This is a genomic window from Streptomyces sp. 796.1 (assembly GCF_047525675.1).
GTDB lineage: Bacteria > Actinomycetota > Actinomycetes > Streptomycetales > Streptomycetaceae > Streptomyces.
In genome coordinates, this window is record NZ_JBLIWA010000068.1 from 1 (window position 1) to 21,018 (window position 21,018).

General features: G+C 72.4%; 19 protein-coding genes, 1 tRNA gene and 1 pseudogene. 7 read left to right on the top strand and 14 right to left on the bottom strand.

The genetic code is table 11. The features are described from left to right. The first annotated feature begins 112 nt into the window (after positions 1-112). A pseudogene (locus ACMA1D_RS30590) lies at positions 113-1,104 on the top strand (exopolyphosphatase). A gap of 61 nt (positions 1,105-1,165) precedes the next feature. Here ACMA1D_RS30590 and ACMA1D_RS30595 read toward each other — a convergent pair. From ACMA1D_RS30595 to ACMA1D_RS30640, 10 genes are all read right to left on the bottom strand, one after another. Further along, a complete protein-coding gene (locus tag ACMA1D_RS30595) occupies positions 1,166-1,327 on the bottom strand; it encodes a hypothetical protein (RefSeq protein WP_414727244.1) in 162 nt (53 codons plus the stop codon). Then, positions 1,324-1,494 (bottom strand): hypothetical protein, encoded by a 171-nt coding sequence (locus ACMA1D_RS30600; RefSeq protein WP_414727245.1) that lies wholly within the window; start codon positions 1,492-1,494, stop codon positions 1,324-1,326. Before ACMA1D_RS30600 ends, ACMA1D_RS30595 begins: the two co-directional genes overlap by 4 nt. 179 nt (positions 1,495-1,673) lie before the next feature. Next, positions 1,674-1,952 (bottom strand): hypothetical protein, encoded by a 279-nt coding sequence (locus tag ACMA1D_RS30605; RefSeq protein WP_414727246.1) that lies wholly within the window; start codon positions 1,950-1,952, stop codon positions 1,674-1,676. Between the two features lie 94 nt (positions 1,953-2,046). Further along, positions 2,047-2,451, bottom strand: coding sequence for a hypothetical protein (locus tag ACMA1D_RS30610; protein ID WP_414727247.1), 405 nt, complete (start codon positions 2,449-2,451; stop codon positions 2,047-2,049). 119 nt (positions 2,452-2,570) lie between these two features. Then, positions 2,571-3,413, bottom strand: a complete 843-nt coding sequence (locus ACMA1D_RS30615; protein ID WP_414727248.1) for a helix-turn-helix domain-containing protein — start codon at positions 3,411-3,413, stop codon at positions 2,571-2,573. Between the two features lie 10 nt (positions 3,414-3,423). Then, entirely contained in the window at positions 3,424-4,137 is a 714-nt protein-coding gene (locus ACMA1D_RS30620; protein WP_414727249.1) for a DUF6879 family protein, read from the bottom strand. Positions 4,138-4,323: 186 nt separating this feature from the next. After that, on the bottom strand, positions 4,324-4,593 hold the full coding sequence (locus ACMA1D_RS30625; RefSeq protein WP_414727250.1) for a type II toxin-antitoxin system RelE family toxin: 270 nt from the start codon (positions 4,591-4,593) through the stop codon (positions 4,324-4,326). Next, positions 4,590-4,862 carry a type II toxin-antitoxin system Phd/YefM family antitoxin gene (locus tag ACMA1D_RS30630; protein ID WP_414727251.1) on the bottom strand — a complete coding sequence of 91 codons (273 nt, stop codon included), beginning with the start codon at positions 4,860-4,862 and terminating at the stop codon, positions 4,590-4,592. Before ACMA1D_RS30630 ends, ACMA1D_RS30625 begins: the two co-directional genes overlap by 4 nt. A 79-nt stretch (positions 4,863-4,941) precedes the next feature. Next, complete coding sequence (locus tag ACMA1D_RS30635) at positions 4,942-5,340, bottom strand: VOC family protein (protein ID WP_414727252.1); 399 nt, start codon at positions 5,338-5,340, stop codon at positions 4,942-4,944. Between the two features lie 64 nt (positions 5,341-5,404). Continuing rightward, on the bottom strand, positions 5,405-5,632 hold the full coding sequence (locus tag ACMA1D_RS30640) for a hypothetical protein (RefSeq protein ID WP_414727253.1): 228 nt from the start codon (positions 5,630-5,632) through the stop codon (positions 5,405-5,407). Between the two features lie 674 nt (positions 5,633-6,306). On the opposite strand from ACMA1D_RS30640, the gene ACMA1D_RS30645 reads away from it, so the two are divergent. Further along, positions 6,307-7,710 (top strand): NAD(P)/FAD-dependent oxidoreductase, encoded by a 1,404-nt coding sequence (locus ACMA1D_RS30645; RefSeq protein WP_349996490.1) that lies wholly within the window; start codon positions 6,307-6,309, stop codon positions 7,708-7,710. A 405-nt stretch (positions 7,711-8,115) separates the two neighbouring features. Further along, positions 8,116-9,495: a class I SAM-dependent methyltransferase gene (locus ACMA1D_RS30650; RefSeq protein ID WP_414727254.1), complete on the top strand. Its 1,380-nt coding sequence runs from the start codon at positions 8,116-8,118 to the stop codon at positions 9,493-9,495. Positions 9,496-9,733: 238 nt separating this feature from the next. Here the strand turns inward: ACMA1D_RS30650 and ACMA1D_RS30655 are convergent, their stop codons facing one another. Further along, positions 9,734-12,262, bottom strand: coding sequence for an ABC transporter permease (locus ACMA1D_RS30655; protein WP_414727255.1), 2,529 nt, complete (start codon positions 12,260-12,262; stop codon positions 9,734-9,736). 49 nt (positions 12,263-12,311) lie between these two features. Next, a complete protein-coding gene (locus ACMA1D_RS30660) occupies positions 12,312-13,082 on the bottom strand; it encodes an ABC transporter ATP-binding protein (protein WP_414727256.1) in 771 nt (256 codons plus the stop codon). Positions 13,083-14,412: 1,330 nt separating this feature from the next. Here ACMA1D_RS30660 and ACMA1D_RS30665 point away from each other — a divergent pair. Beyond that, positions 14,413-14,497, top strand: a tRNA-Leu gene (locus tag ACMA1D_RS30665). Positions 14,498-14,897: 400 nt separating this feature from the next. On the opposite strand, the gene ACMA1D_RS30670 is transcribed toward ACMA1D_RS30665, so the two are convergent. After that, positions 14,898-15,866 carry an EamA family transporter gene (locus ACMA1D_RS30670; protein WP_414727263.1) on the bottom strand — a complete coding sequence of 323 codons (969 nt, stop codon included), beginning with the start codon at positions 15,864-15,866 and terminating at the stop codon, positions 14,898-14,900. 225 nt (positions 15,867-16,091) lie between these two features. Between ACMA1D_RS30670 and ACMA1D_RS30675 the strand changes: the two genes are divergently transcribed. Further along, positions 16,092-17,108 carry a LysR substrate-binding domain-containing protein gene (locus tag ACMA1D_RS30675; RefSeq protein WP_414727257.1) on the top strand — a complete coding sequence of 339 codons (1,017 nt, stop codon included), beginning with the start codon at positions 16,092-16,094 and terminating at the stop codon, positions 17,106-17,108. Positions 17,109-17,314: 206 nt separating this feature from the next. On the opposite strand, the gene ACMA1D_RS30680 is transcribed toward ACMA1D_RS30675, so the two are convergent. Further along, positions 17,315-18,247 carry a helix-turn-helix domain-containing protein gene (locus tag ACMA1D_RS30680; protein ID WP_414727258.1) on the bottom strand — a complete coding sequence of 311 codons (933 nt, stop codon included), beginning with the start codon at positions 18,245-18,247 and terminating at the stop codon, positions 17,315-17,317. Between the two features lie 346 nt (positions 18,248-18,593). Between ACMA1D_RS30680 and ACMA1D_RS30685 the strand changes: the two genes are divergently transcribed. Beyond that, positions 18,594-19,481, top strand: coding sequence for an MBL fold metallo-hydrolase (locus ACMA1D_RS30685; RefSeq protein WP_414727264.1), 888 nt, complete (start codon positions 18,594-18,596; stop codon positions 19,479-19,481). Positions 19,482-19,861: 380 nt separating this feature from the next. Beyond that, on the top strand, positions 19,862-20,746 hold the full coding sequence (locus ACMA1D_RS30690) for a Bax inhibitor-1/YccA family protein (protein ID WP_349997828.1): 885 nt from the start codon (positions 19,862-19,864) through the stop codon (positions 20,744-20,746). Positions 20,747-21,018: the final 272 nt, after the last annotated feature.

The window sequence follows — 21,018 nt, forward strand, 5'->3', positions numbered from 1 at the left end:
GGCCCGCGCCGGCCGCCGGGCCCGCGCCGGCCGCCGAGCCCGCGCCGGGTGCGGAGAGCGACGCCCCCGCTGCCCCCGCCCGCCCTGCCACCGACCCCGAAGGAGCCGGCGAGTGAAGCGCGTCGCCGCCATCGACTGCGGCACCAACTCCATCCGGCTGCTGGTCGCCGACGTCGACCCGGCCACCGGCGCCCTGCACGAACTCGACCGCCGGATGACGATCGTCCGGCTCGGCCAGGACGTGGACCGCACGGGTCGCCTCGCCCCCGAGGCGCTGGAGCGCACGTTCGCCGCCTGCCGCGAGTACGCGCGGGTCATCGAGGAGCACCAGGTGCCGGGCGGCGGCCGGCCCGCGCTGCGCTTCGTCGCCACGTCCGCCTCGCGCGACGCCTCCAACCGGGAGGACTTCGTCCGTGGCGTGCGGGAGATCCTGGGCGTCGACCCCGAGGTCATCACCGGCGACGAGGAAGCCGCGCTCTCCTTCACCGGCGCCACCCGCGAACTGACGGCCACCGCCACGGCGCCGGCCCGTACCTGGTGGTGGACATCGGCGGCGGTTCCACGGAGTTCGTGGTCGGCGACCACGAGGTGCAGGCCGCGCGCAGCGTCAACGTCGGCTGCGTCCGGATGACCGAACGCCACCTGGCCGACGCCACCGGCACCGTCCCCGAGCCCGGCACGCCGACCCCCGCGCAGATCGCCGCGATACGGGCGGACGTCGAGTCCGCTCTCGACACCGTCGAACAGACCGTCCCGCTCCGCCCGACCACCGGCAGCTACACCCTGGTCGGCCTCGCCGGCTCGGTCACCACGGTCGCAGCGATCGCCCTGGACCTGACGGAGTACGACTCGGAGTCCATCCACCACGCGGTGATCCCCCTGCCCCGCGTCCGCGAGATCACCGACCGCCTCCTCCACTCCACGCACGCGGAACGCGCCGCGATCCCGGTCATGCACCCCGGCCGCGTCGACGTCATCACCGCGGGCGCCCTGGTCCTGCTGTCCATCATGGAACGCACGGGCGCCACGGAGGTGGTGGTGAGCGAGCACGACATTTTGGATGGGATCGCGCAGAGCTGTGTTGCGGCGGATGGGGGCGGCTGACGCGCGTTGAGCAAATGGCGGTGCCTCGGCAGGAACCTTGCCGGGGCACCGCCGTGTCGGGTCAGCGACTGGCGAAGGTGTAGGCGAGCAGCGCCGCGCCCATGGCGATGACCAAGGCGAAGCAGATCGCCCAGGCAGGCACGCCGAAGAACCGGGTGCCGTGTTCATCGGGATAGATCTGGCCGTCCTCGTCGGTCCACGTCCGCTCGGTCCGAACCTTCACCGGCGCCTCCTCGTCCGTGTCATCGCCGCAGCCACGAGCAGTGCAACGGCCGACGCCGCCACGACCATACAGCCGCTCGTGGCGCCGCTGCCCTGGTCGCCACCGGGGCCCGGCTTCTTGCGGCCTCGCTGGTCGGCCTTGTCCTGGTACTCGCCGTACTCACTCAACGACATCTCCCTGGGTGGGCGAGACAGCGCCTCGCGTTGACGTGCAGGTGATGTGGGGCTGGTGGTCCGGTGGGGGGTGGGTGGCCGCCGCCGGCCTTGGGGGCGGTACGACGGCGGCCGATGGCAGGCCGCGGCACGGGCGCAACGGGGAGTCACCTCACGCGCCACGACCCGCCGGCTCAGGGTGCTTCTGGGCCGATGTCCTCGGAGGGGGTGACGCGCCAGTGGACGGTGGCGGTGGAGGTGAAGCGGAGGTGCCGCCCGTCGGGGTGGTCGGTGGCGGCGTGGTCGTTGCACCAGCTCATTGCCTGTTCGTACTGCTCGCTGATGGAGTCGTCGGGGTCGGGCGCGGGCGAGCGTTCGACGCAGGTGCCGCAGGTGGCGCGGACGGTGTAGGGGTCGGCGTCCGGGTCGGGGGCTAGGCGCATGGTGACGTAGCGGTGGAGGCTGCGGGTCATCGTCAGGCCCTGGCGGCCAGGTGGTGGGCGCAGGCGTGGTGCGCGGCCAAGCCCTGCGGATACCGGTTCGCGGGCCGGGGCCGGCCTACGACCGTCACGGCGCCCACTCGGGGCATTGGGTGGCGATGGCGCCGGCGAGTTGGTCCGCCGGCGTGAGTAGGCGGTCTGCGGTGGGGGACACGCGCCACCAGACCAGGTGGGTGCGGGCCAAGCCGGGGACGAAGACGAAGCTGCCGTCGTCCCCGGAGAGGGTGACCTCGGCGCGCTCGTGCAGGTGCTCCACGGCCGGTGCCTTCGGCTCGATCAGCCAGCTCAGACGATGGTCGGCGTCTTCCTGGATCACGGCGCCGGTCGTGTGCCTCAGGGCCGCGAGAACGGGTTCCCCCAGATCCGTAGGCAGGGTGAGGGTGTGCCAGCCGAACTCCCCGACACGCACCCAGTTCATGCTGCTGCCAGGTGGGACCCAGTCATAGGGCGGAGTGGCGTGTTCGGTCGGCATGGCGCAGCCTCCGGCGTCATCGGTGATTGCTTGATGACTGACCGTAGGGCCGTGTACTGCGTGAGCCGGAGGCGATTGCGCGGGATTGCGAATCCCACAGGCTGATGGCGTGAGATTGCCTAGGCCAGGTCCAGTGCGCCTCGGGCCCGCGTGATCAGCCTGCGGGCTCCGAAACCATGCACGGCGGATTCAGCGAGCCACTCCCAGGCGCGCTCGTACAGTGCGATGGACTCGGCGTCGTCCAGCCACATCTCAGTAGACACCGTCTCCACGATGACCAGCCGACGGTCGTAGATCCAGAAACCGTGAGACGGAGCGCGCCGCACCTGCGCGGCGAACGGGATGATGCCCAGCTCAACGGTGTCCAGCCCGATCAGGCTCACCAGACGATCAAGCTGGGCGGACATCACCTCGGGCGGGCATGGTCGGGCGTACAGCGCCCCTTCCCAAAGGAGGAACCGGAACGTCTTCCCCGGCTCGTACAAGGCTTGTTGGCGCCGTATCCGAGTACGGACAGCCTCCTCGGTATCTCGCGGGGTCCCGCGGAACTCGGCTGCGGCGGCGAAGAGCGACCTCGCGTAGTCGGCGGTCTGGACCAGCCCCGGGATACGGACGACCTCCAGGGCGCGGATGATACGGGTCGTCTCCGTCTGGACGATCGCGACCTCTTGCCGAGGTCGGTGCCCGTCGGCGAGCTGCCGGCGCCATGACCGGTACGTGCTCTCCAGCCCAGCCAGCCGACCTCGCAGTTCGCCCGCCAGCTCTGGCCGGCCGACAGCCGTGGCCCACCGGGTCAGGTCATGGGGGGTTGCGGTCTGCTTGCCGGTCTCCAGGCGCGAGACCTTCGACGGCTGCCAGCCCAGTTCCTCGGCTACGCCCTTGCCGGTCAGGCCGGCCTCGGTGCGCAACTCGCGTAGCCGCGCACCGAGGGCCACCCGTGCGCTCTGGAAGTCGGTGCTCACACAGGGGAAGCTACCCGTTCGGCCGGACTGCGTGGTGCCATGCGGCATCCCGAGCCTGGCAGGCCGCGACCACCTCGGCAGGGTCCTCCGAGAGGTAGACGCCCAGGGTGGTGTCCTCGTCGTCGAAGGCGAAGCGGGCGACGACCCGCGAGTCGAACAGCCAGAAGTCGTCCTCAGGGAGGCGCAGTTGTCGGGCCTGGGCACGAGTGAGGGTGCGGATGTCCTCGCCCGCAGTGATGTTGGCGGGCGCGGCGGCGGCGAGGAACTGCTGGCCCTGGGTGGCCGGTTCGTCCACGAGCCGCACGCGCTCGAAGCGTCGCCCTGCGGCTACCTGAGTGCGCACGTTGTCGTGCCAAGCGGTGGGCTCCGCTGTGGCGATGTCCTTGCCGGCGAGCCAGCGCTGCCACTTCGGGGTGTTGCGGTCGGAGGCGTAGCCGCGGCGGGTCTCCAGCCGCCAGGCGGTGTGCCGGAACTCGCGGAACAGGTGGTCGATCTCCTTGAACGGCACCAGTTCGGGCGCGGTTGTGCGTGGTGCGTACCGGATGAGGAGCGAGCGCGGCACTCGCACGAAGGTCTCGGACTCCTTCACGTCGCGGAGTTGGACGAGATGCCCTGGGTCGGTCTCGCGGTCGCCCTGCACCAGGACCTCGTCGGTCTCCTGGATGTCGTAGAGAGTGGGGCAATCCCCTTCGTCGCTGGTGGTGCCGAGGAACCTGAGCGTCATGGGCCTCTCCTTGGGCTGGGTGAGATCAGCATGCGCCGGGCGGCAGGCCGGTACCCATGGGTTGCGGCAGATTGCTGCTGTGCCTGTGCGCCAAGGAGTTGCGCGCAAGGGAATCGCTCCCCTGGGGGCGCCTGAATCGTTGAACCCGCCGACGCATGTCCAGCAGCCCCACCGGTGGACCTGGCGTCACAGCGCCCGGTAGACGTCCCGTCGATCCCCCACCTTGACGACGAGGACGACGAGTTCGCCGTCATTGACCTGGTACGCCACCCGGTAGTTCCCGACTCGGAGTCGGTAGAGCCCGGACGGGCCGGTGAGCTTCTTGACGTCGGCATCCTGGCGGTACGGGTCTTCGCCGAGCGCAGTGAGGGCGGTCAGGATGCGCATGGCGTCCTGCCGGGCGATGGCCCGGAGCTGGTGCTGTGCCGCCGCGGTGAAGCGGAAGGCGTACTTCACTCTGGCTCGCCGTCCCGCTCCGTGAACAGATCCGCCAGCAACTCCGCCATCGTCACGGTGGGGCCGCCCTCGGCCAGCACCGCTTCGGCCTCGCGCGCCAGCAGTACGTCGGCCGCCTCCTCCAGCGCCTCGAAGTCCGCGATCGGGACCACGGCCGCCACGGGGGTGCCGTTGCGCGTGATGACGGTCGGGATGCCTCCTTCGGCCCGGTTGATGTGGTCGGCAAGGTGAGCACGTGCTTCCCGCACCGTCACGGCATTTTCAGTCATCCATCCAGTGTACGCGCACCTGTGTACACGCGATAGCTCAACCGCGCCGGCCCCGATCGGGGTCGACGCGGTGTGCGGATCACGCGCCCTCGGGCGCCACCCGAGCCACCCACTCCACGAACTGGATGACCACCCCATTGGGGTCCGTGACCTGGAACAGGCGCTCGCCCCAGGGCTCTTCGCGCAGCGGCATGGTGATGTCGACGCCTGCGGCGCGTAGCCGCTGCTCTTGTTCCGTCAGGCCGGCCGTGAGCGTGAAGGCCAGGATCAGGCCGCTCGCGTGCTGGTCGCGCTGGTCGGGCGGGAGGACCTCGGTGCCGCGGGCGAGCAGGACGACGTCCACCGCGTCGGGGCGGGTCAGGGATGCGAAGCCGGGGGCCTCGGCCTGGACGGCGTAGCCCAGGTGGGTCGTCAGGAACGCCTGCGAGGCGGCGACGTCGGCGACGGTGAGCGAGATGGTGGACGCGCTGAACTGCAAGGGGTCTCCCTGGTGGGGTGGGTTGTGGAGGGGGCCGGTGGTGGGTGGTTGCCGGGCGTGGGGGTCAGTAGCCGTGGCGGCGCGGGATGTTGCGCAGGACGCGCGGAGCCTGTCGGGCCGGTGCGCCCCGGTCGATGCGGGGGCGGCGTGCGTCGCGGCCGGTACGCGGGGCCGGGGCCGGCACCCGCTCACCGCGGTCACGCTCGGCCGCGGCGCCGTTCAGGGCGTAGGCGGTGGGGGCGTACGCGGCGGGGGTGGGGAGGGGGATCGCGGTGGGGGCAGCTTCGAACACGGGCACTCCTCGTTCTTTCCGGGGCCGCAAACTTGCGACGGACGTAAACTTAGCCCGGCTGACGTGAGGGTGTCAACATAAAAATGCCACGAGAGTAAAAATACTTTGCGGGCATCTCCGTGCCCCCTCCCTCGACCTCCTCTCCCGCTTCCCGTGTTCGCGCGCTCGCGCCCCGCCTCGTTTGCCGCGCGGCGGGTGGCGCGAACGCCCGGTGGCGGAGGAGTGGCCCCGGGGCGGCTGGAACGTTTGCCTCCGGGTTCCCGTGGGGCCTCGCCGGATGGGCCAAAACGGTCTTATGGGCCCCTTCGAGGGCCCCTCGCGCGACGGTCGCCGAGAAAGTTCGTGAAACTCTTCACATGAAAAAAGTCCCGGTGACCGCCCTGGAGGCGCCGGCACGGCCGGTTCCCGGTGTCGGGATGGCCGCGGGTCGAGGCGCGCCCTGTTTCAGCCGAGTTAAACGTGAGATACGGAGCGCCGGCGGAAGCCTCTGGTTTACTCGCCCGTACGGCCACAGGCCCAGATCAACGGGGGTGCGTAACGCTCCGCGCCACCCTCCGGTTCCCTCGGGTGACTATGGGATGGATCACGAGGGCCGCGCAGTGTAGCAGAGCCCCTCACCATTCTTGTGAAGGGGCTCACGAGCGACCCCCCTGGGGGTGCTGGATACTCGAATCATGAGCACCACGGAGCGTCCCCGAATCCTCGTTGTAGGCGGTGGGTACGTAGGTCTGTACGCGGCACGCCGCATCCTGAAGAAGATGCGGTACGGCGAGGCGACCGTCACGGTCGTCGACCCGCGTTCGTACATGACGTACCAACCCTTCCTTCCTGAAGCTGCTGCGGGCAGCATCTCCCCGCGCCACGTCGTGGTTCCGCTGCGACGCGTGCTCCCCAAGGCGGAGGTCCTCACGGGCCGCGTCACGACCATCGACCAGGACCGCAAGGTCGCCACCGTCGCGCCGCTGGTCGGCGAGGCGTACGAGCTGCCCTTCGACTACCTGGTCATCGCGCTGGGCGCGGTCTCCCGTACCTTCCCGATCCCCGGCCTGGCCGAGAACGGCATCGGCATGAAGGGCGTGGAGGAGGCCATCGGCCTGCGGAACCACGTGCTTGAGCAGCTCGACAAGGCCGACTCGACCACCGACGAGGAGATCCGCCGCAAGGCGCTCACCTTCGTCTTCATCGGTGGCGGCTTCGCTGGTGCGGAGACCGTCGGCGAGGTCGAGGACATGGCCCGGGACGCGTCCAAGTACTACCCGAACGTCAAGCGCGAGGACATGCGCTTCGTGCTGGTCGACGTCGCCGACAAGATCCTTCCCGAGGTCGGCCCGAAGCTGGGCGCCTGGGGCAAGGAGCACCTTGAGGGCCGGGGCGTCGAGGTCTACCTCAAGACCGGCATGGACTCCTGCGTCGACGGCCACGTCGTGCTCAACAACGGGCTTGAGGTGGACGCCAACACCATCGTGTGGACCGCGGGCGTCAAGCCCAACCCCGCGCTGGCCCGCTTCGACCTGCCGCTCGGCCCGCGCGGCCACGTGGACACCGCCGCCACCCTCCAGGTGCAGGGCAGTGACTACATCTGGGCCGCCGGCGACAACGCGCAGATCCCCGACCTCGTGGGGCGCGCCGCCGGCAACGAGAACGCCTGGTGCCCGCCGAACGCGCAGCACGCGCTGCGGCAGGCCAAGGTCCTCGGCGACAACGTCATCTCGGGCATGCGGGGCTTCCCGCAGCGCGAGTACAAGCACGCCAACAAGGGCGCGGTGGCGGGCCTCGGCCTCCACAAGGGCGTCGCGATGATCGTCGTCGGCAAGATGAAGCTCAAGCTCAAGGGCCGACTCGCCTGGTACATGCACCGTGGCTACCACGGCATGGCCATGCCGACCTTCAACCGCAAGATCCGCGTCTTCGCCGACTGGACCCTCGGGATGTTCCTCAAGCGTGAGGTCGTCTCGCTGGGCGCCATCGAGAACCCGCGCGAGGAGTTCTACGAGGCCGCGTCCCCGACCTCCGCCCGTGCGGCGGCCCCGGCGGCGAAGGACAAGGACGAAGCCAAGGCCGCCAAGGCCAAGGCGTAGTCACCCGGCCGCCGGAGCCCGCCCGCTCGGGCCCCGGCCGGCCGTCCCCGAGCGGACCCACCCAGTCCGCTTCCAGCACACACCGAAGGCGTCCACCAATCCGTGGGGTGGGCGCCTTTGGCGTGCGTGGACGCGTATGCGGGCCCCACCCCGCCCCGGCGCGCCGCTGCCCCCGACCGCGGCTCGGGGCGATTTAGGCTGGTATGGCCCGATTGGTCGGGCGGTGGTCCGGTGCGTGGCGTCGGGTGGCCGGTGGCGCGGCGGACGGTGGTGCGGCCGGGGATTTTGCCGATTCCACAACTGCGCACGGGACTGCCGCAGGGGCGGCGGGTGTTTTACGTGGCGGGTGAACCTTCCTGAGGTGCACCCCCGCGAATTCACCGCGTCTCCCTGGAGGTGTGCGACATGGCCGACGCCGCTGGACGGCTCTCCGCGCTCGCTGAGGAGGTCCTCGGGACCCCGTTCCCGGTCCGCATCCGGGCCTGGGACGGCAGCGAAGCAGGCCCCCCGCCCGGCCCCGCAGCCAACGAACCCACCACTCGCGCCCTCGAACTCCCCACCCTCGTGGTGCGCAACCGCAGGGCCGTCCGCCGGCTCCTGTGGAAGCCGAGCGAACTCGGCCTGGCCCGCGGCTGGGTCGCCGGTGACCTCGACGTCGACGGCGACCTGTACACCGCGCTCGACCTGCTCGCCGGCGCGCTGTGGGAACGCGGCGACGGCGGCGCCCCCGAGAACCGCCTCAGCACCGCACTGCGCGCCGCCCGCAACCCGCGGCTGCGCGCCGCGGCCCGCGAACTGGTCGCCATCGGCGGCCCCTGGCCGCCCCCGTCGCCGCCCGCCGAAGAGGCCAGGAGGCACCGCGGCCCGCTGCACACCCTGCACCGCGACCGGGCCGCCATCAGCCACCACTACGACGTCGGCAACGACTTCTACGAGCGCGTCCTCGGCCCCTCGATGGTCTACTCCTGCGGCTACTGGCCGGCCGCCGAAGGCACCCTGGAGGACGCCCAGTTCGCCAAGCTCGACCTCGTCTGTCGCAAGCTCGGCCTCGAACCCGACCAGCGGCTGCTGGACGTGGGCTGCGGCTGGGGCTCGCTGGTGCTGCACGCGGCGCGCGAGTACGGGGTGCGGGCCGTCGGCATCACGATCTCCCAGGAACAGGCCGAGTACGCCCGCAAGCGGGTCGCCGACGAGGGCCTGGCCGACCGCATCGAGATCCGGGTGCAGGACTACCGCCGGGTCAGCGACGGCCCGTACGACGCGATCTCCTCCATCGGCATGGCCGAGCACGTGGGCGCCGTGCGGTACGCGGAGTACGCGGCGCTGCTGTACGGGCTGCTGCGGCCCGGCGGGCGGCTGCTCAACCACCAGATCGCCCGCCGCCCGCAGCGCGACGAAGACGCGTACCGCGTGGACGAGTTCATCGACCGGTACGTCTTCCCCGACGGCGAGCTGGCCCCGGTGGGGCGGACCGTCAGCCAACTGGAGGAGGCCGGGTTCGAGGTGCGGGACCTGGAGTCGATCCGGGAGCACTACGCGCTGACGCTGCGCGCCTGGGTCGCCAACCTGGAGCGGAACTGGGCGCAGGCCGTCCGCGACACCTCGGCCGGCCGGGCCAGGGTGTGGCGGCTGTACATGGCCGCGAGCGCACTGTCCTTCGAGCGCAACCGCATCGGCGTCAACCAGGTACTCGCGGTCCGCACCCCGCAGTCCGGTGCTTCGGGGCTGCCCCGACGGACGCGTACGTGGGGCGGCGGGGCGGCGGGGACGACCAGGGCTGACTGACCCCGGGCCGGGGCGACCGCACCCGGGCGACCGGGCCGGCGCGTACGGGGGAGTGGTCGGGGCGTAGGGGGGAGTGCCCGGCGCGTACGGGGAGCGGGTGTCCGGCGCGTACGCGGGAGGCACGGGAACGGGCCGGGGCCCCGGGACGACGTGGTGGTCGTCCCGGGGCCCCGGCCGCTGTGTCCCCTGCTGATGGCCCGGTACCGATGGCTGCGTACCGATGGGCCCGTACTACCGGCTACTCGGCCTTGATGGCGGTGAGCATGTTCAGCTTCGCCGCGCGGCGCGCCGGCCACAGGGCGGCCAGCACACCGACCAGCGCGGCGAGGATGAGGAAGACGCCCATCCGGCCCCACGGCACGACCAGTTCGTACGTGCTCAGGCTCGGGGCGATCAGCTCGCCGGCGGCCCAGCCGAAGAAGACGCCGAGGCCGATGCCGAGCACACCGCCGAAGAGCGAGATGACCAGCGATTCGAGCCGCACCATCCGCTTGATGCCCTTGCGGTCCAGGCCGATCGCCCGCAACATGCCGATCTCCTGCGACCGCTCGAAGACCGACATCGCCAGGGTGTTGACCACGCCGAGGACGGCGACGATCACGGCCATGGCCAGCAGCCCGTAGAGCATGTTCAGCATCAGGTTGATCAGCTTGGCGATGTCGTTGGAGACGTCGTCCATCGTCTGGACCTTGATCGCCGGGTTGTCGCCCAGCGCCTTCTCCAGCTTGTCCTGGGTGGCGTCGTCGACGCCGCCCTTGGTCTTCAGCATCACCTGGAAATCGGCGATGTCCTCCACGTGCGGGGTGAGGGCGGCGTTGTCGACCATCACGCCGGAGATGATCGCGTTGCCCTCGTACACGCCGCTGACGACCAGGCGGCCCTTCTTGCCGTCCTCGAAGGTCGTGTTGAGCGTGGAGCCGACCTTCCAGCCGCGGTCCTTGAGCAGGTCCTTGTCGACCACGACCCGCTCGCCGCCGAGGTCCTTGAAGGAGCCCTGGGTGAACTCCAGGTTCGTCAGCGCGCCGATCGAGTCGGCGTTGACGCCGGCCAGGTCGGTCTTCTTGCCGTCGATGCGCGACGGCGACAGGCGCAGCGGGGTCGACTTCTCGACCACGTCCAGCTTCTCCAGCTTCTGCCCCACCTCGGGCGCGAGCGGGGTCATGCTGGCCATGCTGACGATGTAGTCGGCCCGCAGGGAGTCCCGGGCCATCTTGTCGATCGCGTTCTGGATGCCGCCGGCGATCACGGTCAGGCCGGTGATCAGGGTGAGGCCGATCATCAGCGCGGAGGCGGTGGCGGCGGTGCGGCGCGGGTTGCGCACCGCGTTCTGCCGGGCGAGCTTGCCGGGCATCCCGAAGATCCGCAGCACCGGCGCTGCCGCCGCGATCAGCGGCCGGGACAGCAGCGGGGTCAGGACGAACACGCCGATCAGCAGCAGTCCGGCACCCAGACCCATCGGGCCCTTGCCGTCGTCCATGCCGGTCGCGGCCAGCACCAGGGCGATGCCGACGCCGGAGAAGATCGCGCCGATCGTGTTGCGCACCACCAGGCCACGGGTGGACGGCGGGGCGTGCACGCTGCTCATCGCGGCCACCGGCGGGATCTTCGCGGCGCGGCGGCCGGGCAGCCAGGCGGCCAGGACGGTCACCACGATGCCGACGAAGAGCGAGGCGCCGACCGTGGTCGGGTCGATGATCAGCGGGCCGTCGGGGACGGTGGCGCCCGTGGAGTTCAGCAGCGAGCGCAGCCCGGCGCCGATGCCGATGCCGGCGAGCAGACCGGCGACCGCGGCCACCGCGCCCACCACCAGCGCCTCGATGAGCACCGAGCGGGTCACCTGGCGGCGGCTGGCGCCGACCGCGCGCAGCAGCGCCAGCTCCTTGGTGCGCTGGGAGACCAGCATGGTGAAGGTGTTGGCGATGATGAAGATGCCGACGAACAGGGCGATGCCGGCGAAGGCCAGCATGCCGGTGCGCATGCCGCTCATGCCGTTCTTGATCTCTTCGGCCTGGTCGTCCGCGAGCTTCTTGCCCGTGTCGGCCTCGGTCCGCTCCGGCAGCACCTTCTCGACCTGGGCCTTCAGCGCCTCCTGCGAGGTGCCGGGCTTGGCCGAGAGCTCGATGCCGGTGTACTTGCCCGGGTCCGCGTAGAGCCGCTGGGCGGTCTTGGTGTCGAACAGCGCGAGGCTGCCGCCGGCCGCGACGTTGCCGTCGTCGGTGGTGAAGATGCCGACGACCTTCTGCTGGAGCACCGGGCCGTCGACGGAGACCTTGATGCTGTCGCCGACCTCGTAGTCCGCGCGGTCGGCGGTCTTGCGGTCGAGCGCCACCTCGTGCTCGTTGGCCGGGGCGCGCCCCTCCTTCATCGGGTAGCGGGCGTCCTTGCCGTCCTTGCCCGGGAAGTAGTTGGCACCGGCGGAGGAGAACCCGTCGCCGACGAGCTTGCCGTCCTTGTCGGGTATCGCGGCGAAGCCGCCCACGGTGCCGATCGCCGACTCCGCGCCCGGCAGCTTCGCCACCCGGTCGAGCAGGGACTGGCTCAGGTCGGGCGCGTCGCCCGGCTTGCTCTTGTCGTCGTCGTTGTCGGGGCTGATGGCGACGTCGACGTGGTCGAACCCCTTCTCGGAGCTCTTCTGGTACGCGTCGGAGATGGTCGAGGTGAAGACCAGGGTGCCGGCGACGAACGCCACGCCGAGGAGGACGGCGAGGACGGTCATCAGCAGTCTGGCCTTGTGCGCGAGCACGTTGCGCAAGGCGGTACGGAACATGGTGTGTCAGTCCTGGGGAAGGAGGGCCGGTGGGCGGGGCGCGCCGGAACTAGCTGGTCCGGCCCTTGGCGTCGAAGCGCTTCATGCGGTCGAGCACGGCCTCGGCGGTCGGCCCGTGCAGCTCGTCGACGATCTGGCCGTCGGCGAGGAAGACCACGCGGTCCGCGTAGCCCGCGGCCACCGGGTCGTGGGTGACCATCACGACGGTCTGGCCCAGCTCGCGCACCGAGTTCCGCAGGAAGCCCAGGACCTCGGCGCCGGAGCGCGAGTCGAGGTTTCCGGTGGGCTCGTCGGCGAACATGATCTCGGGCTTGCCGGCCAGCGCGCGGGCCACGGCCACACGCTGCTGCTGGCCACCGGAGAGCTGGTTGGGGCGGTGCTTGAGGCGGCCGGAGAGACCGACCGTCTCCACGACCATGTCCAGCCACTGCTTGTCGGGCTTGCGGCCGGCGATGTCCATCGGCAGCGTGATGTTCTCCAGCGCGGTCAGCGTGGGCAGCAGGTTGAACGCCTGGAAGATGAAGCCGATCTTGTCGCGGCGGAGCTGGGTGAGCTTCTTGTCCTTCAGCGTCGTCAACTCGACGTCGCCGATCCGGGCCGAGCCGCCGGAGACCGAGTCGAGCCCCGCCATGCAGTGCATGAGGGTCGACTTGCCGGAACCGGAGGGGCCCATGATCGCGGTGAATTCGGCCTGCCGGAACTCGACGGTGACGCCGCCGAGGGCAACCACCTGGGTCTCGCCTTCGCCGTAGACCTTGCGGAGATCCGTTGCACGGGCGGCCACCGCGGTGCTGCGGGTGGCGGTGGGGGTGGTGGTCACGATCGAACTCCTGTCGGTGTGGTGCCTGGGGACTCCACCATCCTCACCCGAACATCAGCCTGTCGGATCAACCCCAGCGCCCGTTCCCGCCGCGACTCACGAGGTACGTGGCGGAGGCCGACTCCTCCCCAAGGAGGAGAGGGACCCTGAGACCCTGGTCGGACACCGGCCGCGGACCGCCCGCGGCCCGGCCCCGCTCCCGGACCGTCCCGGCTCCGCACGGCTCCGGCCCCGGGCCCGCCCCACCGCCCGCGGCCCCCTCCCGGCCGGCCCGTCCCCACTCCGTTCCTGGTGCCGTCCCCGCCCTCGTCCTCATCGGCGTCTGCGCAGGTCAGCCCCGTGGTACGGGACGCAAGCCGGCGCCCGGCGGCCGGGTGGCGAGGGCGCCGGGGGCGTCCACCGGATCGGCCCGGCGGAGGGTGTCGGCCGGGCGCGGGCGGGGGCCTGGCCGTGCCCGCGGGGCGGCCGACGGGGCGCGGTGGCCCACCGGAGGGGGGCGTTCCGTGGCGGTACGCCGGGTGGCGGGGGCGGTGTGCGCATCGGGGTGGTGCGGCACCGTGGCGCGCGCGCCCGAAGCGCACGCGGGCGGCCGGCATTTCCGGGCGAGCGCGACATGCGTGAGCGGGCCGCCGGGGCGCGTGGGGCGGCTCGGGTACGACGGAGGGCGTACGGGGGCTTGCGCGGCGGGCCTCGCACGGTCAGCTTCGTGGGGAGGGCCGGGGTGGCGCGAGCTGGGTCGGGGCGGGTTGAGATGGGGTGGCGCGGGAGTCTGGTGGGGCGGGAGAGCCCGGCGGGGCTGGTGGGCCCGGTGTGGCTGAGATGTTTGGGTGCCGGGTGCCGGGTGCCGGGTGCCGGGTGCCGCGTGCCGGGTGCCGCGTGCCGGGTGTTCGGTGGGTTCAGAGGTTGGTGCGTTCGGGGGTTGGCGGTGGGTTTTCGGTGGCGTCGGCTTCTGCTAATGCGGCCGGCCGCGGCGTGCGGTCGCCGGCTCCGTGGCCCGTGCGGTGCGGCCGGGGCGCGGCCGGCGAGTCGCGGGGAGGTGTACCCGCCTGCGGGGGGTGGACCGGATGTGCGTTCGTCAATTTACTCAACACTGCGTCGAGTTTTCGTCAATTCGGTGTGACGGGCGTGACGTGTCGGACCAACAGGCTTGATGGGCCACTGGCATGTGCCATTGGCTAGTTCCCCCCGCTGATGCTCCCTCAGTTGCCAATAAAATAAGACAACGGCGATCGACCGTTCAGCCGTTCGTGGCGCGTTCCCCGGCTAGGCTCGTCCTGCTCTCCTTGGGGGGAAAGCCGTACCCGGTATGTGCGGCGGCCGGAGTGCCCCTGCCCGGATGGTGGAATGCAGACACGGCGAGCTTAAACCTCGCTGGCCTACGGGCCGTGCCGGTTCAAGTCCGGCTCCGGGCACCACTCCGATCACCGGGTCTGACCTGCGGAAACGCCCTGGATGGGGGCGGAGGCCCGGTCGTTGCGGGCGTGCGCGCGGGTGCGCGGCGCGAGGTGGCGGAAGTCGACCGGCCGACCTTGCCGCCCGATGGGGTGACGGCCTTCGACCGCCCGCCGCCCAGCGACGAACATCGAGCCGCCCACCGCGCGACCGGGCCGATGCGTGTCACATGCACCTTCTGTTCGGGTTTGCCGGCGAAGAGTTGGCGCGTACCGCTCCCACCCGTACGACACATCAAGCGGAGATTCCGGCCTAGTTGGTAGGAGCCATCGCCCTTTGCCTGGTTTCTGGTGCTTACCCGGGAGATCGGGCGCCTTTGTGGGCATTGCGGGAGCGGAGTGACCGGACCGCCACGGCCGGTTCCTACGCTTCGACTTCCGAACGCAGGGCGGCCGTTGCCCGGATGGCGCCCGCGCTCGCGAGCACCACCAGGGCGATGGCCGCCACGTCGGTCGGCGACAGGGCCTGGCCGAGGACGAGTTGACCGGCCAGCGCGGCCACCGCGGGTGACAGGCTCATCAGCACCGAGAAGGTGGCCGGCGCGATCCGCCGCAGGGCCAACAGCTCCAACGTGTAGGGCAGGACGGAAGAGAGCAGCGCCACCGCGGCGCCCAGACCGACGGTGACCGGATCGAGCAGCGCGCCGCCCGCGTCGGCCACCCCGAACGGCAGGCTCAGCAGCGCCCCGAAGGCCATCGCCAGCGCCAGCCCGTCGACGCCGGGGAAGCGGCTGCCGGTACGCGCCGACAGCAGGATGTACGCCGCCCACGCCGCGCCGGCCGCGAGCGCGAAGCCGGCGCCCACGGGGTCGAGGCCGTCGAACCCACCGCGGCCGAGCAGCGCCACGCCGGCCAGCGCGAGCCCCGCCCACAGCCACCGCCGGGCCCCGCGCGCAGCGAGCACCGACAGCGTCAGCGGCCCGAGCACCTCCAAGGTCACCGCCGCGCCCAGCGGGATGCGGTCGATGGCCTGGTAGATCAGGGCGTTCATGCCGGCCAGCGCGGCGCCGAAGCCGACGATCACGGCCCAGTCGGCGCGCCGGTAGCCCCGTACCGCAGGACGGCAGACGACCAGCAGCACCACGGCAGCCACGGTCAGCCGCAGCGTCACCACGCCGAGCGCCCCGGCGCGCGGGAACAGCGAGGCGGCCACCGCGGCCCCGAACTGCTGCGCGGCCAGCCCGCCGGCCACCAGCCCGAGCCCGACCAGCGACCCACCCCCGGCGACCCGACGCCCAGGCCCGCCGGGCCGCATCCACCCGCCGCCGGGCCGCTCCTGTCCATCGGGCGGTACGCGTCCACTGGCCCGTACGCGCCCATCGGGCGGGCCCATCCGCCCACCGGCACCGGGCCACATCCGCCCACCGGCCCGTACGCGCCCACCGGCTCGGGCCCGCCCGTACGCCCCGCCGGGCGTACGGGGCGGGGGGCCGGGCGCGTGGGGCGCGGCGCCCGACGACGTCGGCCGTCCGGCGTACAGGTCGGTCATACCGCCCACGCTAGGCAGCCGGGCCGCGGCTGTGAAATGCGCGTTGAGCGGTGGTTATGCTTCCCAGACATGACCGTGGAGCTGCGTCATCTACGCCACTTCCTCGCCATCGCCGAGGAGGGCAACCTCACCCGCGCCGCGGCCCGGCTGCACCTCAGTCAGCCCGCGCTCTCCCGGTCGCTGCGCCAGCTCGAAGTGCACCTCGGGGTGCGGCTCGCCGACCGTTCCACGCACCACCTGCGGCTCACCGAGGCCGGCCGGGCCCTCCACCTGCGGGCGGCCACCGCGATGGCCGCCGTGGACGCGGCGCTCACCCCCGGCCGGTTGGGCGGCTGGCCGCTGCGGCTCGGCCACGCCTGGGCCGCCCTCGGCGCGTACACCACCCCGCTGCTCCGCCGCTGGCACCGCGACCACCCGGACACGCTGCTCGAACTGCTGCGCGTCGACGACCGCACCGCCGGCCTCAGTACGGGCCAGGCCGATGTGGTGGTGCTGCGCGGTGCGCTGCCCGAGCCCGGGTTGCGCAGTGCGCACCTGTTGGACGAGGAGCGGGTGGCCGCGGTGCCCACCGACAGCCCGCTGGCCCGCCGCCCCGAACTGACCCTGGCCGATCTCGCCGGCCAGGTCATCACGCTCAACAGGGTCTCCGGCACCACCCGCCGCGACCTGTGGCCGGCCGGCCGCGGGCCGTCGGCGACCGTGCAGGTCGGCAACACCGACGACTGGCTGATCGCCATCGCCGCCGGGCGCGCCGTCGGCGTGAGCACCACGGCCACCGCCGACCTGCACACGTACCCGGGCGTCAGCTACCGCCCGCTGGTCGACGCCCCGCCGGTGCCGGTCCTACTGGCCTGGACCGACCCGCCCAGCCATCCGGCCGTACCCGATCTGGTCGCCCTCGCGCGCGAGGTCATCGCAGAGCCGCCCGCACGACCAGCCGTAGCGCCACCATCCGCGGAGCCGCCGGCCGCAGCGCCACCGGCGGCGCCGATCGCCGGACGACTCACGGAGCCACCCACCGAACCGCCCACCGAACCGCCCACCGAACCACCCCCGCCGACGGGAGCCCCCACCTCGCCGCGGTGACCGCCGACGCCCGGCCCAGGCCGCCCGTACCGGCCCCGCCGGCGGTCCCGCGGCTGCCGCCGGCGCGGCAGGGCCCGCGGTGGTCAGCCGCGTCGCCCCCGTCCGCACTGGCGCCCCTCCGCGTCGCGACGCCCCGTACCCGCCGCGACGCCCGTACCGGCCGTGGCCCCCCAACCCACCACCCGGCCCGTAGCCCCCTCAGCCCCTCAATCCCCAGCCGCCTCGCGACCCGACGCCCGCGGGTCCGCCCCGGCCGCGGACTCCGCGGGTCCCGCGGGGCGTGGCGCGGGGCGGGTGTGGGTCTGGGCGGCCAGCAGGGTCAGGGCGTGCGCGGACGCTGAGTCGGCCGCCGTGGTGAACAGGATGAGCGCCTGACCGGGGGAGCGCGGCACCTGGAGGGCGTGCTGGGTGACGGTGAGGGTGCCCACGGTCGGGTGCCGCAGCGTGAACACCTCGCCCTCGCAGGGGTGCACCCGGTGATCGGCCCAGAGCGCGGCGAACTCCGCGCTGCCGATGGTCAGTTCGCCGATCAGCGCGGCCAGTCTGGTGTCGGCCGGGTACTGGCCGGCGACCAGCCGGAGGTTGCCGACCGTGGCGCGGGCCTTGCGCCGCCAGTCGACGTACAGATCACGGCCGTGCGGATCGAGGAAGTGCAGCCTGGCCAGGTTCGGCCGCTCGGCCGGCCGGTCCGGGGCGGTCGGATCGAGGTGGCCGGCGACGAGGGCGTGGCCGAGCGCGTTCCAGGCCAGCACGTCGGCGCGGCGGCCCAGCACCAGGGCCGGGACCTCGCCCACCGCGTGCAGCACCTCGCGCGTCGCCGCCGGCACCTGCTCCACCTCGCTGTCCCGGCCGCCGCCCCGGCGCCGCACCGGGCCGGTCAGCCGCGCCAGGTGCGCCCGCTCGAACTCGTCGAGCCCCAGCACCCGGGCCAGTGCGTCCAGCACCTCGGGCGAGGCGTTGTGCGCCTGCCCCTGTTCGAGGCGCGTGTAGTACGACACGCCGACCCCGGCGAGCAGCGCCAGCTCCTCCCGCCGCAGCCCCGGCACCCGCCGGCGCCCCGCGTCCGGTAACCCGACGTCCTGCGGTCGCACGGCGGCCCGCCGCGCCCGCAGGAACTCCCCCAACCTCCGGTCGTCCATGGCCCAAGCCTGCCGCCGGGCCGGGCGCCGATCCAGACCCTGCCAGGGGTGGGCACGGGCGGGGCTGTTCCCCGCCGCCCCACCCGGCCGAGCCTGGCGGGGAACCCGTCCCCACCCCGTTGGAGCAACCGTGTCCGACCATCCCGTAGCCGCCGACCACCCCGCCGTCGACCCCTCCGCAGACCACGGCACCGCCGCGGACACGCCCCGTACGGCGGACACGACGCGTATCGCGGGCACCTCTAGGCCCACCGACACCACCCGTACGGCCCAGGCGCCCCGTACCCCCGACGCACCCGGGGCCACGGGCACCCCCCGCACCGCCCCGACCGGTGACGAACTCCGCATCGGCGACGTCTCGGTCACCCGGGTGACCGAGTACTACGGGTCGATCCGCATGCAGCCGCACGAGTTCTTCACCGTCGCGCCCGACGCGGACTGGGCGGGGCGGCACCCGTGGCTGGTGCCCGACTTCCTGGACGCGGCCACCGGCGAGTGCCGGTGCGCGGTGCAGACGTTCGTGGTGCGCAGCGAGGGGCGGACCATCCTGGTCGACACCGGTGTCGGCAACCACAAGGAGCGGCCCTACGCCCCGTTGTGGAGCCACTTGGAGACCGATTTCCTGGCCGATCTGGCGGCCGTCGGCGTGCGGCCGGAAGACGTCGACCTGGTGGTCAACACGCACCTGCACGTGGACCACGTCGGCTGGAACACCGAACTCCGCGCCGGCCAGTGGGTCCCCACCTTCCCGAACGCGACCTATCTCATCCCGCGCCGCGACTTCGAGTTCTGGGACCCCGCACGCGGCCACCACTCGCGGCTCGGCCGCGGCAACCAGAACGTCTTCGAGGACAGCGTGGCCCCGGTGTACGAGGCGGGCCAGGTCCAGCTCTGGGACGAACGCCACACCATCGACGGCCACCTGCACCTGGAACTGGCCGCGGGGCACACCCCCGGCTCCTCGGTGCTCAAGCTGGACTCCGGCGGGGACCGCGCGGTGTTCGTCGGGGACCTGCTGCACTCGCCGGCCCAGTTCGTGGAGCCGCACGTCAATAGCTGCGCCTGCGAGGACCCGGGGCGGGCCAGGGCGGCCCGGAACCGGGTCCTCGGCTGGGCCGCCGACCAGGGCGCCCTGGTCTTCCCCGCCCACCTCGGCGGACGCGGCGCGGCCGAGGTGCGCCGCAGCGGCGCCGGTTTCGCGATCGAGCGCTGGGCCCCGTTCGCCCGCCTGTGACGGCACGCACCACGAACGCGCGCCCGCGCCCGCGGGAGAGCGCTCACTCGCTCGCCGTACGCGCCGTACGCGCGGTACGCGCGGTACGCGCCTTCCGGGCCGCAAAGGGCTGCGGGGAGCTGCAAAGGGCTGGCGGGGGCCTCGCGGGGTGCGGCCCCCGGCGGCCGGTCCCGGGCCGCCCGGGCGACACGCCGTACCCGGCGGCGCTCCCACCGACGCTCCGTGGCGAGGTCGTCGCCGAGGGTTCGTCGCATGGCCCCGCGGTGGCCGGGTAGCGGCTAAAGAGGGGCGAAAAGATCCTCCCCTGGCACTAGGGTGATTCTTTTGCTTACCCATTACCCTTGACTCAAGGTCGCGCAGGGCGGCCATGGAGGAGTGAGATGAGGAGCAGCAACCCGGTCTTCTCGCGACGGGGCTTCAGCCGCGACAACGCCTACGCGGGCTTCAACACGGCGCCGCAGGCCGGGGGCCCCACCGCGACCCAGGGCAACCCGTACGCCACCGGTGCCCAGCCGACCAACCCGTATGCCCCGGGCGCGCAGGACCTGACCCCTGAGCAGATGCAGCAGCTCTACGGCGGCCAGGTCGCGCCGCCGCAGACCGGCCGGATGACGATGGACGACGTCGTCATGCGGACGGCCATGACGCTCGGCACCGTCATCGTCGGTGCCGTCGTCGCCTGGGCCGCGCTGCCGGTGTCCAGCAAGAGCTACGGCATCGCGATCGGCGCCGCGCTGATCGCGATGGTGCTCGGCCTGGTCCAGGCGTTCAAGAGCAAGCCCGTCCCGGCCCTGATCATTGGGTACGCGGCGTTCGAGGGCGTCTTCCTCGGCGTGATCAGCGAGATGTTCAACTCGCGCTGGTCCGGCATTCCGATGCAGGCGGTGCTCGGCACGATGGCGGTCTTCGCCGGTGTGCTGATCGCCTACCGCACCCGGCTGATCCGGGTCGACGCGCGCTTCCAGCGCTTCGTGATGGCCGCGGCCATCGGCTTCATGCTGCTGATGGTGGTCAACCTGCTGTTCGCGGCGTTCGGCGGCGGCGACGGCCTCGGCTTCCGCAGCGGCGCCCTCGGCATCGTCTTCGGCATCGTGGGCGTGGTCCTCGGTGCAGCCTTCCTCGCCATGGACTTCAAGCAGGTCGAGGACGGCGTGGCGTACGGCGCCCCGCGCGAGGAGGCGTGGCTGGCCGCGTTCGGCCTCACGCTGACGCTGGTCTGGATCTACCTGGAGCTGCTGCGGCTGATCGCCCTGTTCCGGGAGTAGTCCCGCCGGGCCGGCCGTCCGCGGCTGGCCCACCCGGCAGGGCCCGTACGGCCGCCCGAGTCAGCGGCCCGCGGACCCGCCCGCACGGACACCCACAGAGCCCCGGAGGCACCGCCTCCGGGGCTCTGCCGTGTCGTGTGTCGTCCTGTCGTCCTGTTTACGTCGCGCCGTGCGCCAGGCCGTCCGTCGTGGTCTCGTACGGCCTGTCCTCCGCGGCACCCGGCGTCCACCGGGTCGTACCTCGGGCCGTGAGGTGTCGCGTCGGCGGCTCG

Coding starts and splice junctions, on each gene's coding strand:
- ACMA1D_RS30605 (WP_414727246.1), bottom strand. CDS start 1,952: ATGACCCGCAGCCTCCACCGCTACGTCACCATGCGCCTAGCCCCCGAC.
- ACMA1D_RS30610 (WP_414727247.1), bottom strand. CDS start 2,451: ATGCCGACCGAACACGCCACTCCGCCCTATGACTGGGTCCCACCTGGC.
- ACMA1D_RS30620 (WP_414727249.1), bottom strand. CDS start 4,137: ATGACGCTCAGGTTCCTCGGCACCACCAGCGACGAAGGGGATTGCCCC.
- ACMA1D_RS30630 (WP_414727251.1), bottom strand. CDS start 4,862: ATGACTGAAAATGCCGTGACGGTGCGGGAAGCACGTGCTCACCTTGCC.
- ACMA1D_RS30645 (WP_349996490.1), top strand. CDS start 6,307: ATGAGCACCACGGAGCGTCCCCGAATCCTCGTTGTAGGCGGTGGGTAC.
- ACMA1D_RS30650 (WP_414727254.1), top strand. CDS start 8,116: ATGGCCGACGCCGCTGGACGGCTCTCCGCGCTCGCTGAGGAGGTCCTC.
- ACMA1D_RS30655 (WP_414727255.1), bottom strand. CDS start 12,262: ATGTTCCGTACCGCCTTGCGCAACGTGCTCGCGCACAAGGCCAGACTG.
- ACMA1D_RS30670 (WP_414727263.1), bottom strand. CDS start 15,866: ATGGGCCCGCCCGATGGGCGCGTACGGGCCAGTGGACGCGTACCGCCC.
- ACMA1D_RS30675 (WP_414727257.1), top strand. CDS start 16,092: ATGACCGTGGAGCTGCGTCATCTACGCCACTTCCTCGCCATCGCCGAG.
- ACMA1D_RS30680 (WP_414727258.1), bottom strand. CDS start 18,247: ATGGACGACCGGAGGTTGGGGGAGTTCCTGCGGGCGCGGCGGGCCGCC.
- ACMA1D_RS30690 (WP_349997828.1), top strand. CDS start 19,862: ATGAGGAGCAGCAACCCGGTCTTCTCGCGACGGGGCTTCAGCCGCGAC.